Source organism: Deefgea chitinilytica (assembly GCF_016881405.1).
GTDB lineage: Bacteria > Pseudomonadota > Gammaproteobacteria > Burkholderiales > Chitinibacteraceae > Deefgea > Deefgea chitinilytica.
The window spans coordinates 313,036-328,418 of sequence record NZ_WOFE01000001.1; the positions used below are offsets into that span (position 1 = coordinate 313,036).

Annotated in this window: 16 protein-coding genes; 9 read left to right on the forward strand and 7 right to left on the reverse strand. The window is 47.7% G+C overall.

Annotated elements, in window-relative coordinates; translation table 11 throughout:
- The first annotated feature begins 27 nt into the window (after window positions 1-27).
- Window positions 28-933, forward strand: a complete 906-nt coding sequence (locus GM173_RS01435; RefSeq protein ID WP_203569544.1) for a polysaccharide deacetylase family protein — start codon at window positions 28-30, stop codon at window positions 931-933.
- Between the two features lie 47 nt (window positions 934-980).
- Here the strand turns inward: GM173_RS01435 and GM173_RS01440 are convergent, their stop codons facing one another.
- The 7 genes from GM173_RS01440 to GM173_RS16155 form a co-directional block, all read right to left on the reverse strand.
- Complete coding sequence (locus GM173_RS01440) at window positions 981-1,910, reverse strand: DHH family phosphoesterase (RefSeq protein WP_203569545.1); 930 nt, start codon at window positions 1,908-1,910, stop codon at window positions 981-983.
- Window positions 1,911-1,939: 29 nt separating this feature from the next.
- Window positions 1,940-2,899 (reverse strand): SPFH domain-containing protein, encoded by a 960-nt coding sequence (locus GM173_RS01445; RefSeq protein ID WP_239078194.1) that lies wholly within the window; start codon window positions 2,897-2,899, stop codon window positions 1,940-1,942.
- A gap of 16 nt (window positions 2,900-2,915) precedes the next feature.
- A complete protein-coding gene (locus tag GM173_RS01450) occupies window positions 2,916-3,341 on the reverse strand; it encodes an NfeD family protein (protein ID WP_203569546.1) in 426 nt (141 codons plus the stop codon).
- A gap of 106 nt (window positions 3,342-3,447) precedes the next feature.
- The gene (gene serS / locus GM173_RS01455) at window positions 3,448-4,734 is read right to left on the reverse strand and encodes a serine--tRNA ligase (RefSeq protein ID WP_203569547.1); all 1,287 of its coding nucleotides are present in this window, start codon (window positions 4,732-4,734) and stop codon (window positions 3,448-3,450) included.
- 155 nt (window positions 4,735-4,889) lie between these two features.
- Window positions 4,890-6,203 carry a replication-associated recombination protein A gene (locus tag GM173_RS01460; protein ID WP_203569548.1) on the reverse strand — a complete coding sequence of 438 codons (1,314 nt, stop codon included), beginning with the start codon at window positions 6,201-6,203 and terminating at the stop codon, window positions 4,890-4,892.
- Window positions 6,196-6,819: an outer membrane lipoprotein periplasmic chaperone LolA gene (lolA, locus tag GM173_RS01465; protein ID WP_203569549.1), complete on the reverse strand. Its 624-nt coding sequence runs from the start codon at window positions 6,817-6,819 to the stop codon at window positions 6,196-6,198. Before lolA ends, GM173_RS01460 begins: the two co-directional genes overlap by 8 nt.
- Before the next feature lie 75 nt (window positions 6,820-6,894).
- Window positions 6,895-7,584: an OmpA family protein gene (locus GM173_RS16155; protein ID WP_203569550.1), complete on the reverse strand. Its 690-nt coding sequence runs from the start codon at window positions 7,582-7,584 to the stop codon at window positions 6,895-6,897.
- A gap of 360 nt (window positions 7,585-7,944) precedes the next feature.
- Between GM173_RS16155 and gyrA the strand changes: the two genes are divergently transcribed.
- The 8 genes from gyrA to GM173_RS16265 all read left to right on the forward strand — a co-directional run bounded on the left by gyrA (window position 7,945) and on the right by GM173_RS16265 (window position 15,348).
- Window positions 7,945-10,590, forward strand: a complete 2,646-nt coding sequence (gyrA, locus tag GM173_RS01475; protein WP_203569551.1) for a DNA gyrase subunit A — start codon at window positions 7,945-7,947, stop codon at window positions 10,588-10,590.
- A 9-nt stretch (window positions 10,591-10,599) separates the two neighbouring features.
- Window positions 10,600-11,064, forward strand: coding sequence for a PaaI family thioesterase (locus GM173_RS01480; RefSeq protein WP_203569552.1), 465 nt, complete (start codon window positions 10,600-10,602; stop codon window positions 11,062-11,064).
- On the forward strand, window positions 11,061-11,477 hold the full coding sequence (locus GM173_RS01485) for a PaaI family thioesterase (RefSeq protein WP_203569553.1): 417 nt from the start codon (window positions 11,061-11,063) through the stop codon (window positions 11,475-11,477). The genes GM173_RS01480 and GM173_RS01485 overlap by 4 nt, the downstream gene beginning before the upstream one ends.
- Window positions 11,478-11,518: 41 nt before the next feature.
- Window positions 11,519-12,604, forward strand: a complete 1,086-nt coding sequence (gene serC / locus GM173_RS01490) for a 3-phosphoserine/phosphohydroxythreonine transaminase (protein WP_203569554.1) — start codon at window positions 11,519-11,521, stop codon at window positions 12,602-12,604.
- A 4-nt stretch (window positions 12,605-12,608) separates the two neighbouring features.
- Window positions 12,609-12,812 (forward strand): DUF6677 family protein, encoded by a 204-nt coding sequence (locus GM173_RS01495; RefSeq protein WP_203569555.1) that lies wholly within the window; start codon window positions 12,609-12,611, stop codon window positions 12,810-12,812.
- A gap of 8 nt (window positions 12,813-12,820) precedes the next feature.
- Window positions 12,821-13,894, forward strand: a complete 1,074-nt coding sequence (gene pheA, locus GM173_RS01500; protein ID WP_203569556.1) for a prephenate dehydratase — start codon at window positions 12,821-12,823, stop codon at window positions 13,892-13,894.
- A gap of 267 nt (window positions 13,895-14,161) precedes the next feature.
- Entirely contained in the window at window positions 14,162-14,734 is a 573-nt protein-coding gene (locus tag GM173_RS01505) for an LOG family protein (RefSeq protein WP_203569557.1), read from the forward strand.
- A complete protein-coding gene (locus GM173_RS16265; protein ID WP_203569558.1) occupies window positions 14,722-15,348 on the forward strand; it encodes a GNAT family N-acetyltransferase in 627 nt (208 codons plus the stop codon). Before GM173_RS01505 ends, GM173_RS16265 begins: the two co-directional genes overlap by 13 nt.
- Window positions 15,349-15,383: the final 35 nt, after the last annotated feature.

A 15,383-nucleotide genomic window follows, 5' to 3' on the forward strand; every position in this document is an offset into this window, starting at 1 on the left:
ATGCTCCCGCCAATTTTCGAATTTCAAATGAAACTAATTGCTTTAAAAATTGATGTTGATAATTTATCAGCTATTGAGCTTGGTGTGCCTCGCTTGAACCAATTACTGTTAGAACGTGAGTGTGGTGCGACTTTTTTCTGGTCTTTAGGCTGTGAAAAAAATGGTACTTTTTTGCGTCCGGCGCGTGGCTTAAGACGCTTTCCTGGCGCGGGGCTTCAAGCGCTAAAAGCGCGTTTTGGTTGGCGTTCTTTATTACGCGGCAGTTTTTTGCCCTCGGCGGCGTTAAAAAAAGCAGCGTTGAACGCCATGAAAGCATTGCAGTCTTCGTCATTTGAGCATGGTGTGCGGCCAGCTCAGCAGTATCAATGGCAGCAGCAGATTGCTAATTGGTCGCCAACTGCGACGGCTCAGGTGCTGCAAGATGATATTGCACAGTTTTCCCGATTAACTGGTGGGCAGCCGGTTGCGTTTTCTACCAAGTCTTGGCAAGGAAATCGTGGGGTGTATAGGGCTGAGCAGTTTGCTGAGTTTGAGTTTTCAAGTGATACCCGTGGTGCAACACCTTTTTTCCCAGTTTCAAATGCTGAAGTGTCTCGGTGTATGCAGTTGCCTGTGACCTTGCCAATGCTTGAAGAGATTCAGCCATTTTCTGGTGCTGATCGTGTTGATGTGATTTTGGCGTTAACGAGCCAGCAGGCAACGTTTGGTCATGTTTATAATGTGGCGGCTGATTTTGAAGGTGTGCAAGCGATTGATGATTTTGCGCGGCTATTAGATGGTTGGTTGGCACAGGGTTATCAAATAGTTAGTTTAGGTGAGATGTATCGCCAAATTAAAGTGGCTGATGTGGCTTATCATGAAGTGGAATATTTTCCTTGTGAAGGCCGGCAAGGTTTGCTGGCGACGCAGGGGCGGCGTTATCCGAGTGAATAAAAAATGCCGCGTTTTGCGGCATTTTTTATGTGGAAACGTCGTGACGATTAACCATCGGACGTGATTTTAAGTGCGAGTTCTCGCAGCGCTTCATCGACTTTATGATTGGCAATTTGGCAAGTCCCCGCGTTTTCATGGCCGCCGCCGCCGTACTGCAGCATCAGTTCGCCAATATTGGTTTGTGAGGAGCGGTTAATAATCGATTTGCCGGTGGCAAATACGGTGTTTTGTTTTTGCAATCCCCACATTACATGAATCGAGATATTGCATTGTGGGTACAGTGCGTAAATCATAAAACGATTGGTGGCGTAGATCGTTTCTTCTTCGCGTAGATCTAAAACGACGAGATTGTCATAAATTCGGCTGCAGCGCTGGATTTGCTCTTTAGCTAATGGCGCGTGTTCCATGTACAGCTCGATGCGCTCGATGACATCGGGTAATTTTAGGATTTCATCAATGCCATGATGGCGGCAGTATTTGATCAAATCCATCATCAATTGATAGTTTGAAATCCTAAAGCTTCTAAAGCGACCCAACCCAGTGCGCGCATCCATTAGGTAATTGAGCAGCACCCATTCTTTGGGGTTGAGAATTTCATCGCGGGTAAATTCGGCTGAATCGGCTTTATCTACCGCCAGCATCATATCGTCGCTGATGTCGCTAAAGCGCTCTTTACCACCGTAATAATCATAGACAACGCGCGCAGCAGAGGGCGCTTTGGGATCAATAATGTGATTTTTATGGCCTTGATTACGGATGGTTTCGGATAAATGATGATCGAATGCTAAATGGGCGCCAGCCACATAGGGGAGGTTGGTGGTGATGTCGCGATCGGTAATCGGCACTTTCCCATCTTGCATGTCTTTGGGGTGTACAAACAGAATATCATCAATCAGGTCGAGTTCATTCAGTAGTACTGCGCACACTAAACCATCAAAATCACTGCGGGTCACCAAACGGTATTTTTGATCTGCCATGGGAAAGCTCCTGCGTTAGTGCATTTACTTTAGTTGGTTTTTTGCAAGTTTGCAGATTTCACGACATTCATCGCAGTTGCGACCATTCCTGCGACATCAGCAGCGTTGCTCGGTAGTAGCATGGTATTGCCAGTTTTGGCGATATTGCTAAAGGCGGCGACATATTGTTCGGCGACTTTGAGGTTAATGGCTTCAATGCCGCCAGGGGTTTGAATGGCTGACGCCACGACTTGCACGGCTTCAGCAGTCGCGTGAGCAACCAAACGTAGCGCTTCGGCTTCACCGGTAGCACGGTTGATTTGCGCTTGGCGTTCGCCCTCGGATTGGTTGATATTGGCTTGCATTTCGCCTTGCGACTGTTGAATTGCCGCCTCGCGCTGCCCAGTTGCTAAGTTAATTTGTTGTTGTTTAACGCCTTCTGATTGCGCGATCAAGGCGCGTTTTTCACGTTCTGCGGTGATTTGTTGCTGCATCGAATGTAAAATGGCTTGCGGTGGCGTCAGGTCTTTAATTTCATAACGCAGTACTTTTACGCCCCAGCTTGCCGCTGCTTCATCGAGTGCAGCCACAATTGAGCGATTGATCTCATCACGTTCTTCAAAGGTTTTGTCTAGCTCTAGTTTACCGATGACCGAACGCAAAGTGGTTTGTGCAAGCTGGCTGATTGCTAGTACATAGTCAGAGCTACCATAGGAGGCCATGCGTGGATCAATCACTTGGAAATATAAAATTCCATCGACTTGCAGCTGGGTATTGTCACGCGTAATGCAGACTTGGCTTGGGATATCGAGCGGAATTTCTTTGAGCGAGTGCTTGTAGGCAACACGATCAATAAATGGAATGACGATACTTAAGCCTGGTGCAAGTACCGCATGAAAACGACCTAACCGTTCAATCACTAGTGCACTTTGTTGAGGGACGATTTTGAAGGTTTTAGCGACAAAAATAATGACCACAACAAGAAAAGCTAGCATAAATTCATAGGGCATGGCGTGCTCCAAAAGATTATTTGAGTGATTGAGGGCTGATTTCTAGGACTGCGCCGTGGCGAGCGGTGATAGTCCAGTAACTATGGTCTGTTTGCTCGGTATTGGGGGCTAGTACAGCATTCCAATAACTACCACGGTATTTCACGCGGGCGTGTTGTTCATCAATCCAAGATTCAATTTCAACACGCTGACCAATATCATCGGCATCAATCGGCGTATCGACGCGTGGATGCTTGATTTTCCACTGTCGCACACCGAATACCGCCAACAATGCAAAGAGACCAGATAAGCCTATTTGCATTGCAATGCTTAGATTTAGGCTGGCGGCAATCGCGGCAATCAAAAAGCCCAGCGCAATTGCGAGTAAATAAAAAGTCGTTGTGAATATTTCGCAGTCAATCATCAGTGCCGCTAGGATGAGCCAGAAGCTGGTAGCAGTCATATCGTTACCTTGGAATGAATAGATCCCACCTAGACTAGCTGACTCAAGCTGTAGGCGCAAAAAAAGCGCACGTCATCGTGCGCTTTTGGCGTGGGTGATCAAATAATTAAACGCTTAATTTTTCCAAACCACCCAGATATGGACGTAATACGTTCGGTACGGTAACGGAACCATCGGCGTTTTGATAGTTTTCCAACACCGCAACCAAAGTACGGCCGACGGCGAGGCCTGAGCCATTCAGTGTGTGCACTAATTCATTTTTACCGGCTTCGTTTTTAAATCGCGCTTGCATACGACGCGCTTGGAAAGCGCCCATATTCGAGCAGCTCGAAATCTCGCGGAAGGTGTTTTGTGCTGGTAGCCATACTTCGAGATCGTAAGTCTTTTGGCTGCTAAAGCCCATATCGCCGGTGCAGAGCAAGACTTTGCGATATGGCAATTCAAGCAATTGCAGGATTTTTTCTGCGTGGCCAACCAGTTCTTCGAGCGCGGCCTCGGATTGTTCTGGGTGAACAATTTGCACCATTTCAACTTTATCGAACTGATGCTGACGAATCATGCCGCGCACGTCACGACCGTATGAGCCAGCTTCAGAGCGGAAGCACGGTGAATGTGCGGTAAGTTTGATCGGCAGTTGCTCAAGTTTGAGTAAATCGCCAGCAACGGTGTTGGTAAGCGTGATTTCAGAGGTTGAAATTAGGTATTGATCAACGTTGCCTTCTTCACCGCCACGCGTCACTTTGAACATATCTTCAGCGAATTTGGGTAACTGGCCGGTGCCGAATAGGGCGCTGTCGTTGACGATATAGGGCGTGTACATTTCTTCGTAGCCGTGCTCATTGCTGTGCACATTAAGCATAAACTGAGCCAAAGCACGGTGTAGTTTTGCTACTGGGCCACGCAATACACTAAAGCGGCTACCGGACAGTTTAGCGCCGGTTTCAAAATCCAAACCCAATGGTGCGCCTAAATCGACGTGGTCTTTAATGTCAAAATCAAATTCACGTGGCGTGCCCCAACGGCTCACTTCAAGATTGCCAGATTCATCGCTACCGAAAGGAACATCAGCAGCGGGCAGATTAGGGATGTGTTGCAACAGCGTTTTGATGCGCTCATCCAATTGAGCGAAGGCGCTTTCAGCGGCTTTGAGTTCGTCACCTAAGTTGGCCACTTCGGCCATGATCGCGCTAACGTCTTCACCTTTGGCTTTGGCGGCGCCAATTTGCTTTGAAGTGGAGTTACGCTTGGCTTGCAAATCTTGCATCTGGGTTTGTAGTATTTTGCGCTCGTCTTCCAGTGCTTGGAATGCGGCAGCATCGAGAACAAATTTACGTTCAGCTAAGCGTTGGGTTACCGCAGCGAGGTCGGTACGAAGCAGTTGAATATCGAGCATATGAGTGTCTTTTGAATTGATACTTAATGGATGCAGAGATTTTACACCAAGGCTGTGCTAGCTCGGTATCTATTGAGTTAAAAATACAATTTTAGGGGTATATTGATCTAATTATTGTTTAGTAATGATTTGCTCAATATACCTATTTGTTTTGTTTATTTTTTGCTTTGTTGTTTTTGCCACTCAGCATCGAGCTCGGCCAAGTGTGCCATTTTTTGTGCAATTTTCTGCTCCAATCCGCGCGGTGTTGGTTGATAAAATTGCACAGCAAGGCCGTCGGGCAGGTAGGTTTCCCCGGCTGCGTATGCTTCGGGCTCGTCGTGGGCGTAGCGATAATCGTGACCATGCCCAAGCTCAGCCATTAATTTGGTCGGCGCATTGCGTAGATGGAGCGGAACCTCGCGTGATTTGTCTTGTTTAACCAACGCTTTGGCCGCTTTATAAGCTAGGTATCCTGCGTTAGATTTCGGGGCGACCGCGAGATAAATGACTGCTTGGGCAAGAGCTAATTCGCCTTCGGGCGAGCCGAGTCGCTCATAGGTGGTTGCCGCATCATTCGCGATTTGCATCGCGCGCGGATCGGCTAAACCAATGTCTTCCCACGCCATGCGCACAATCCGCCGTGCTAAGTAGCGTGCGTCAGCTCCGCCATCGAGCATGCGCACTAGCCAATATAAAGCGCCATCAGGGTTAGAGCCACGTACCGACTTATGGAGTGCCGAAATTTGATCGTAAAAATAATCTCCTCCTTTATCAAAGCGTCGGCTACTGATGCTGAGTGCATTGGCGAGAAATTCAGCATTGATTTCGTTGCGATGACTGGCGATGGCGGCTTGGCTGGCCTGTTCAATCAGATTGAGCAATCGCCGGCCATCGCCGTCGGCAAGGTCGATCAGCGCCGGAATGGCGTCGGCAGCAATTTTGATAGCAGAATCTAGCTGGCTTTCTGCGCGTTGAATCAGTTGGCTTAAGTCGGCGTGGCTGAGTGAATGCAGTACGTAGACTTGTGCACGTGATAAAAGAGCAGCATTGACTTCGAAAGACGGGTTTTCGGTCGTTGCACCAATAAAGGTAATTAGTCCTGATTCAACAAAAGGCAGAAAAGCATCTTGCTGCGCTTTATTAAAACGATGCACTTCATCAACAAATAAAATACTGCGCCGATTGAGCTGTAAATTGCGTTCGGCTTGATCCATCGCGAGCCGAATATCTTTGACTCCAGAAAATACCGCTGAGAGTGCAATTAATTCACAATCAAACGCCGCAGCAAGCAGGCGTGCCAGCGTGGTTTTACCAACACCAGGCGGCCCCCAGAAAATCATCGAGTGAGCCTTGCCGCTCGCTAAGGCAAGCGCTAATGGCTTGCCCGCTGCGAGTAAATGCTGTTGGCCGATAACGTCAGCAATCGACTGCGGGCGTAAGCGCTCGGCAAGCGGCTGCACTGGTCGACTGGAAAATAGATCACTCACGGATAATGTCTGTGCCTGCAGGAGGAGTAAAAGTAAATACTTTGTCTTCGATGGCTTTGTTGCGAATTAATTGGGTAAATTGAATCTGGGTTGTTTGCCCAAATTGATCGTCTAATTCCATGCGCGATAGCGTATTTTCATTAAAGCCAATTCGAATACGGGCAAAGCTGCTTTCTTTTTGTTTTGGCGTTAATTCGACCCAATACAGGCCATCTTTATTGGGGAGTTCTGCGGTATTAAAACTGGTGTCGAGTTTGTTATTGCCCGCTAAAACCGCGGCAGGGCTGGCATCCAGTGCTTTTCCAACTGGCTTAATTGTGACTTGGGCTAGGTCAATGTCATATAGCCAGACTTGTTTGCCATCACTGACAATTTCTTGAGGGTAGGGCTTGCTATATACCCAACGAAACTTACCCGGACGTACCAAACTAACTTGACCAGCGGAGGACTGTATTTTGTTATTTTTACCGCTGACTTGTTGGGTAAAGTTGGCTTGCAGTGTTTTGGTTTCGCTTAATTGTTGTTGTAATTTTGCAACATTGCTAGCAAATACTGTCGGAGATGTAAGGAGCATCGACGCAAAAATACTCAAAAAATGATGGGTAAACTTGCTCATCTATTCATCCTCAATATTACAAATGTAAACAAAAAGCCCCGCCATGGCGGGGCTTTCGATACTTAGTGCAGCAAATTATTGCTTAACAACAACTGCAGAACCAGAAACAGTTACTTCAACGCGACGATCTGGAGCCAAGCATTCGATCAATTTAGCGCGTGGTTTCACGTTTTTGCAAGTGTCGCCAGTTACTGGATCAGCTGGGCCGCGGCCTTCAGCAGTGATCTTGTCAGCTGGTGCGCCTTTGCTGATCAAGTAGTTACGTACAGTGTTTGCACGACGCTCAGAAAGACCTTGGTTGTGTTTCAAGCTACCGATACGGTCAGTGAAACCAACAACTGCAGCAACGCCATCAGTTGGGTTCATGTTTTGAACTTCAACATACAATGCATCCAATGCATCTTTACCAGCTGGTTTCAAGTCAGCTTTGTCGAATGCAAACAGAGTGTCTGCGCGCAATTCGAATTTTTTAGCAGTTTTTTGTGGTGCAGGTACAACAGGAGCTGGTTTAGCTTCAACAACAGGAGCTGGAGCAGCTGCTGGAGCTACATAGCCTTGGCAACCTTTAACTGACTTAGCAGCTTCTGCAGTCCATGAACCAGTTTGTACACAAGTACCATCAGAAATCTTAACTGCGCCTTCTGGATTAGCTTCAGACACGTTAGTGCTGTTTGTTACGTAAATCTCTGTAGCAGCTTGTGCGCCAGTCGCAGCAAAAGCAGCAACGATAGCGAATGATGTCAGAGTTTGCTTGATAGTCAGCATGTGAATTCCCCGTTTTATTAAATCAAATAAATGTAAGCGAATGGGCGTTACATAAACACATAAATATGTCCCAAGCCGTATTCTACTGTCTTAGGCAAATTTGGCGCAAATAAAAAGCTTGCTTAGTCGCAACTTAACAAAATTGTAACAGCACACAACGCCAAGGCATATCGATGACGCAATAATTGGTTCGATTGCTTCTGCGTGGTAAACTTGAACATCACTATAGATTATTTGAATCTGACTAGTCTGTATTTTTTGTAACAAAGTTTCAAAAAGCCTAAAAATCCGCTAGTTCTGAAAGTTAGTTTCAGTCCTGGTTTTGATAGTCCTTACGTTTTTCACTAATCGGCCTTATCAATGCTCGAACAATTCAGTTTTGCCAAAGAAACGATCCCTGTCAGCCTCGAAGAGGAAATGCGCCATTCCTATTTAGATTACGCTATGAGCGTGATTGTAGGCCGTGCGCTACCTGATGTGCGCGATGGTTTAAAACCCGTTCACCGCCGTATTTTATTTGCGATGCATGAAAGCAGTAACGTCTGGAATCGACCTTACGTCAAATGCGCGCGTGTGATTGGTGATGTGTTGGGTAAATACCACCCACACGGCGACTTTGCCGCTTACGAAGCCTTGGTCCGGATGGCGCAAGGCTTTTCGCTGCGTTACACCTTGATTGATGGTCAAGGTAACTTTGGTTCAATCGATGGCGATCGCGCTGCTGCTTACCGTTATACCGAGTGTCGTTTACAAAAGATTTCCAGCGAGTTGTTGGCTGATATCGACAAAGAAACGGTCGATTTCACACCGAACTATGACGAGAAAGAACTTGAGCCTACCGTTTTACCAACGCGGATTCCAAATTTATTGGTGAATGGATCATCAGGTATCGCTGTCGGTATGGCGACCAATATTCCGCCACATAATTTAGGTGAAGTGATCAATGCTAGCTTAGCGCTATTGGATAATAGCGAGCTGACCATCGATGAGTTGATTGATTACATCCCTGCGCCTGATTTCCCAACGGCGGGTATTATTTATGGCATTCATGGCGTGCGTGAAGGCTACCGCACAGGCCGTGGCCGTGTCGTAATGCGTGCGCGGACCCACTTTGAAGAGTGTGGTAAAAATGGTGATCGCCAAGCGATTATCGTCGATGAGTTGCCGTACCAAGTGAATAAAGCCCGTCTTTTAGAGCGTATCGCAGAGTTGGTGCGTGAGAAAACCATCGAAGGTATTTCTGACTTACGCGATGAATCGGATAAATCCGGTATGCGCGTGGCCATTGAACTGAAACGCGGCGAAATGGCTGACGTGGTTCTAAACAATCTTTATAAGCACACGCAACTGCAAGATAGTTTCGGTATCAATATGGTCGCCTTGGTGGATGGTCAGCCCCGCCTGTTGAATCTGAAGCAAGTTTTAGAATGCTTCTTGAAACACCGTCGTGAAGTTGTTACTCGCCGCACCGTGTTTGAGTTGCGTAAAGCGCGCGATCGCGGTCATGTGTTGGAAGGCTTGGCGGTTGCGCTGTCGAATGTTGATGAAATCATAGCCTTGATTAAGGCTGCGCCTACACCGAGCGATGCCAAAACTGGCCTGATGAGTCGCGTGTGGAAATCCGGCTTGGTCGGTGAAATGCTGGCACGAAGCGACGCGGATGCTTCGCGCCCAGAAGGTTTGCCGGAAATTTATGGCTTATCCGATGAGGGCTATCGTCTGTCTGATGTGCAAGCGCAGGCGATTTTGGAATTGCGTTTGCAACGTTTGACCGGGCTTGAGCAAGATAAAATTATTGCTGAATACAAAGAAGTCGTTGAGAAAATCCTCGATTTGCTCGATATCTTGGCGCGTGAAGAGCGTGTGACTGAAATCATCCGCAATGAAATGCTGGAAGTGAAAGCGAACTTTGGTGATGAACGTCGTTCAGAAATCATCGCGCATGGTGAAGACCTATGCCTCGAAGATCTGATTACGCCGCAAGATATGGTGGTGACCTTAACGCATGGCGGCTATATGAAAGCCACTGCGGTCGAAGAATATCGCGCGCAAAAACGCGGCGGGCGCGGTAAGCAAGCGGCAGCGACTAAGGACGATGACTTTATCGACAGCCTGTTTGTGGCCAATACGCATAACTACATCTTGTGCTTTAGCTCGCGCGGTCGGGTGTACTGGCTGAAAGTCTATGAATTGCCACAAGGTGGCCGCACTAGCCGTGGCAAACCGATTGTGAATCTGTTGCCTTTGGAAGAGGGCGAGAAAATCAACGCGATTTTACCGGTGGCCGAGTTTGTTGAAGATCACTTCATCTTTATGGCGACCGCCGATGGCACCGTGAAGAAAACCTCACTGGCTGATTTCTCGCGGCCAAAACGCAACGGTATTATCGCGATCAATCTAGATGAAGGTAACTACTTGGTTGGCGTGGCGCTCACCAATGGTACTGATCAAGTGATGTTGTTCTCTGATGCCGGTAAATCAGTGCGTTTCGCCGAAGATGACGTCCGTGCCATGGGTCGTACTGCCGCAGGTGTGCGTGGCATGAAGTTGGGCGAAGGTCAAAAAGTTATTTCGCTGCTGGTCGCCAATTCGGACGAGCAAATGGTATTGACCGCCAGCGACGGCGGTTATGGCAAACGTACGCCGGTGGGCGATTTCCGCCATACCAGCCGTGGCACGCAAGGCGTGATCGCGATGGACTTGACTGATAAAACCGGCTTGAAATTAGTTGCGGCAAGCTTGGTTGAAGAATCGGACGACGTGATGCTGATTACCACCGGCGGTGTATTGATTCGCACCAAGGTGAATCAAATTCGCGAAACGGGTCGTTCTGCACAAGGTGTGCGCTTAATTAATCTGGACGAAGGCGAGCACTTATCTGGCTTGCAAAAAGTAGCTGAGGTTGATGAGCCAGAAGACGCTGAATTTAGCGAAGCGGGGGTTGCGAGTGATGCGACAGTCGTCGCTCCTGATGTCGCAGAAGAAGCCAATCCTAGCGAAGAATAAAGGCGATTTATGAGCGGACTGTGGTTACCGGTTGCACACCCTGAATTCTTTGCTCAAGTCGCGCCATGGTTTATGGCGCTGCCGCATTGCAAAACATTAGGTCTGGAATTGGTGACCGCGGAACGCGGTAAGGTCACCTTGAAGTTACCATTTCAAAACGCGCTGATCGGCAATCCCGCAACGCGGGTTTTGCATGGCGGTGTGGTGACTTCCCTGATTGATACTGCAAGTGGTATTTCACTGTATACCTTATTGTCTGCCCCCGAAGCTGCCGCAACGCTTGATCTTCGGATTGATTATTTACGCCCCGCCAAACCCGATTTGCCCTTGTATTGCACCGCTGAATGCTATCGGCTTACTGAGGCGATCGCCTTTATGCGCGCGACGGCTTATCAAGATGATCCAGAAAAACCGGTCGCGCATTCAGTCTCGACATTTGCGCGAATGGCTTCGAATAAGGAGTCTGTATCATGAGTGAGGGTATTGCTTGCTTCGCTAATCTGGCTGATGCCTTGGAGAAAATACCCTATGCAAGATTATTAGGGATTCAAGCGCTTGAGCGAGATGGTCAGCCACAATTTTTATTACCTTTTGCTGAACACAATATTGGCAATGTGTTATTGCCCGCGATTCATGGTGGTGTGATTGGTGGCTTCTTAGAAAACGCAGCGGTACTCCATCTGATGTGGGCACAAGAATCAGCGGGAATCCCGCGCATTGTTGATTTTTCTATCGATTATCTCCGCTCGGCGCGGGCGCAGGATTTGTATGGTCGCTGTGAAATTGTTCGCCAAGGCAAACGTGTTGCCAATGTATTGATGACGGCGTGGCAAGATGATGAAAGCAAACCGGTAGCAACAGCACGCGCGCATTTTTTACTCAGCTAATTCGCTGTCAATTCAAAATATTGTTTTAAGAGAATCGCTTTATGACCCAAGTGTTTAATTTTTCTGCTGGTCCTGCCGTTTTACCGTCTGAAGTGTTGCGCCAAGTGCAAGCTGAATTGCTTGATTGGCATGGTTCGGGCATGAGCGTGATGGAAATGAGCCATCGCGGTATTGAGTTTGGGCAAATTTTGAGTGAAGCCGAAGCCGATTTGCGCGCGTTAATGGCAATTCCCGATAACTATAAAGTGCTGTTTTTGCAAGGTGGCGCGATGTTGCAGTTTTCAATGTTGCCACTTAATTTTGCGCAAACGGATAGCACGATTGATTTTGTTCACACAGGCCATTGGTCAAAAGGCGCAATTGCTGAGGCAAAACGCTATGCCAAAGTGAATATTGTCGCCAGCAGTGAAGATAAAAACTTTAGCTATGTGCCAGAAGAGTCAACTTGGCAACGCACACCAGATGCGGCTTATTTGCATTATTGCAGCAATGAAACCATCGGCGGCGTTGAATTCAATCACATTCCGCAAAGCGATGGTGTACCGCTGATTTGCGATATGTCTTCTAATATTTTGTCGCGCCCAATTGATGTTAGCCAATTTGCAGTTATTTACGCAGGTGCGCAAAAAAATATTGGTCCATCTGGCGTTGCTCTTAGTATTGTTCGAGAGGATATGTTGGGTAAGGCTCGTAGTGATATACCCACTTTAATGAATTATAAAACTTTTGCAGATAACGGCTCAATGTACAACACCCCGCCAACATTTGGTATTTATGTGGCTGGTTTAGTTTTCAAATGGTTATTGAAAAATGGCGGTTTGGCGGTGATGGAGCAAAAAAATATCGCCAAAGCCAATGTCTTGTACTCCGCGATTGATGCTTCCAATGGTTTCTATCATTGCCCGGTGGCGTTGGCCAATCGCTCACGGATGAATATCCCATTCACACTCGCTGATAGCAATCTCGATAAAGAATTCCTGGCTGGCGCTGAAGCGCGGCATTTATTGCAATTAAAAGGCCATCGCTCGGTGGGCGGTATGCGCGCTTCAATTTATAACGCGATGCCACTCGAAGGTTGCCAAGCACTGGCAGCGTATATGAACGAATTTGCAAAAACGAAGGGCTAACATCATGGCGGGACAAGGTTCTGGCGGTAATGTGATTGCCGCATTGGCGAGTTTTTTCATTCCTGGCTTGGGGCAATTGCTGCAAGGCCGTGTGCTAAAAGCGGCGCTGATGTTTGTTGCTGCCGCTGTGTTGTGGTGGATTCTACTCGGCTGGATTATTCATTTGTGGTCGATTGTTGACGCCGCCTTATTCAAACCCAATCATTGAGTTTATTCATGTCTGATGATTTGTTAAAACAGCATCGCGATGCGATTGATGCGATTGATTTACAGGTATTGCAACTGATTAATCAACGCGCCGAACACGCGCGCACCATTGGTGAAATCAAGGGCGGTGGCGTCGTTTATCGCCCTGAGCGCGAAGCACAAGTGCTGACGCGGATTAAAGAACTGAATCCTGGACCGCTGTCGGGCGAAACTTGTGCGCGCTTGTTCCGTGAAATTATGTCGGCGTGTTTGGCGCTGGAGCGCCCACTCACAATCGCATTTTTGGGGCCTGAAGGCACCTTTAGCCAAGCGGCAGCAGTCAAGCATTTCGGTCATGCGGCGGCGATGCAGGCTTGCGCGTCAATTGATGAAGCGTTCCGAGTGGTGGAAGCGCGTGGCGCAGATTATGTGGTTGCTCCCGTTGAGAATTCAACTGAAGGTGCAGTTGGTCGAACTTTAGATCTCATGGTGACCACGCCACTACAAGTGTGTGGCGAAGTCGTATTGCGAATTCATCATCATTTTTTGCGTGCAGTTGCTGGATTGAGCGATGTCAAACGTGTTTATTCACACGCGCAAAGCTTGGCGCAATGCCATGAATGGTTGAATAAAAACTTACCTGAAGGGGTAGAGCGAATTTCGGTAGCGAGTAATGCCGAAGCGGCGCGTTTAGCTAGCCTTGATCCAAGTAGTGCGGCGATTGCTGGCGATTCAGCGGCTGAGAAATTTGGTTTAGTTAAATTGGCCGAAAACATCGAAGACGAGCCAAACAACACAACGCGCTTCTTGGTACTTGGCTATCAAAATGCGGCGCGTTCGGGGAAAGATAAAACTTCGCTGGTGATTTCAGCGCCGAATCGTCCGGGCGCATTGCATGCTTTGGTTGAGCCGCTAGCACGTAATGGCGTTTCAATGAGCAAATTCGAATCGCGACCAAGTCGAACTGGTTTGTGGGAATATGTGTTTTTTGCCGATGTTGATGGCTTTGTTGAAGACGCGCATTTACAAAAAGCGCTGAAAGAATTGCAAGATGTTGCGGCATTTGTAAAGGTTTTGGGCTCTTACCCACAAGCTGTCATTTGATTGTGATGTTCACCCCGTTTAATGGCTTTGCAGCTTCATAACAGCACAAGTATTAAACGGGAGTCTACGAAAAACACGAAAGGCAAGAAAAGGCATTACTGTTTTATCAGTTAAGTTCCATTTTTATGCCCGCCAGTGGTATGCAAAGTGTATGCAGCATTTATTTTGCATTTGGACTTTTTCGTGATTGTCGCATCCGCAAGGGACTTTCCTGCGGAGCATGTTTTTCGTGGACAAAAAATAGCACTTTAAAATGTGGAAAACTCAATGAAATCAGTCGTGGTATTTTGTGGTTCACGTTTCGGTAATAAAGAAGTCTACCGCCATGCAGCACAAAAGCTTGGCCGCGAATTGGCCGAGCGTGACATTACTTTGGTTTATGGCGGCGGTCACGTTGGTTTAATGGGCGCGGTCGCTGAGGCTTGTCTCGATGCCGGTGGCAAAGTGATTGGTGTGATTCCGCAATTTATGGTTGAGCGTGAGCTGGGGTATGGCGCTTGCAGCCAATTAGAGGTTGTTGATTCGATGCATACCCGTAAGGCACGAATGGCTGAACTGGGTGATGCGTTTATTGCGATGCCCGGTGGTTTTGGCACATTTGATGAGCTATTTGAGATCCTGACTTGGGGGCAAATTGGCTTACATGAAAAACCAGTTGGCCTGCTCAATACCGCAGATTATTTTGTGCCACTACGTGCCATGGTCGCGCAGGCAGTGAATGAAGGCTTTGTTAAAGACAGCGATGCCGATAAGTTATTGAGTGCCGATGAGTCTGCTGATTTGTTGGATTTGTTGCAGCAAAAACCGACCAGCAATGTAGGTGAGTGGTGGAAAACTTAGGTTTAGCCTTGGCAACTGATGCAAAGAGGGCGGCGGCGCTGATTTATCAGTCTGACGCCCCTTTTTATGATTATTGGTTTGCATTACCGCCAGAACTGATCTTGCTTAACTTGGCGCAGCTTTGGCAAGCCGAGGCCGGCAGTTATAGCTATCGTAACGCGCAGGTGCTACGTAATGCCGATGAAGAGCTGATTGCCTTAGTTTTTCATTATGCAGCAGGGTATGGCGCGCAACTTCAATTAAATGATGAGTTTGAGCTAGGTACTCTGGCATTAGATCTTACGATCTTGCGTGAACGGCAGTATCAGCTTGATTTTTTATTTCCACACGTACCCAAAAATGCTTGGTATTTACGCACGATTGCTGTGGATGCTGCGCATCGTGGTCAGAAACTGGGTGAGCGTATGCTGGCGCAAGTGTGTTACGCCGCGCGCGAAGCGGGTTATGCCAGTCTGCACGTGGACGTCGATAGCGGTAACCCCGCCGCGGTACGGTTTTATTTACGGAATGGATTTGAGATTTTAGTTGAATCCGAAGTACGTCAGCTCGCGCAGTTTGCCTTGCCGGCCAGTTTGCGTTTGGTAAAAGTCCTGAATCAAATTATCCCTACTTAATTCACCACGCTAATTTCATTCGAAAAAGAATAGGA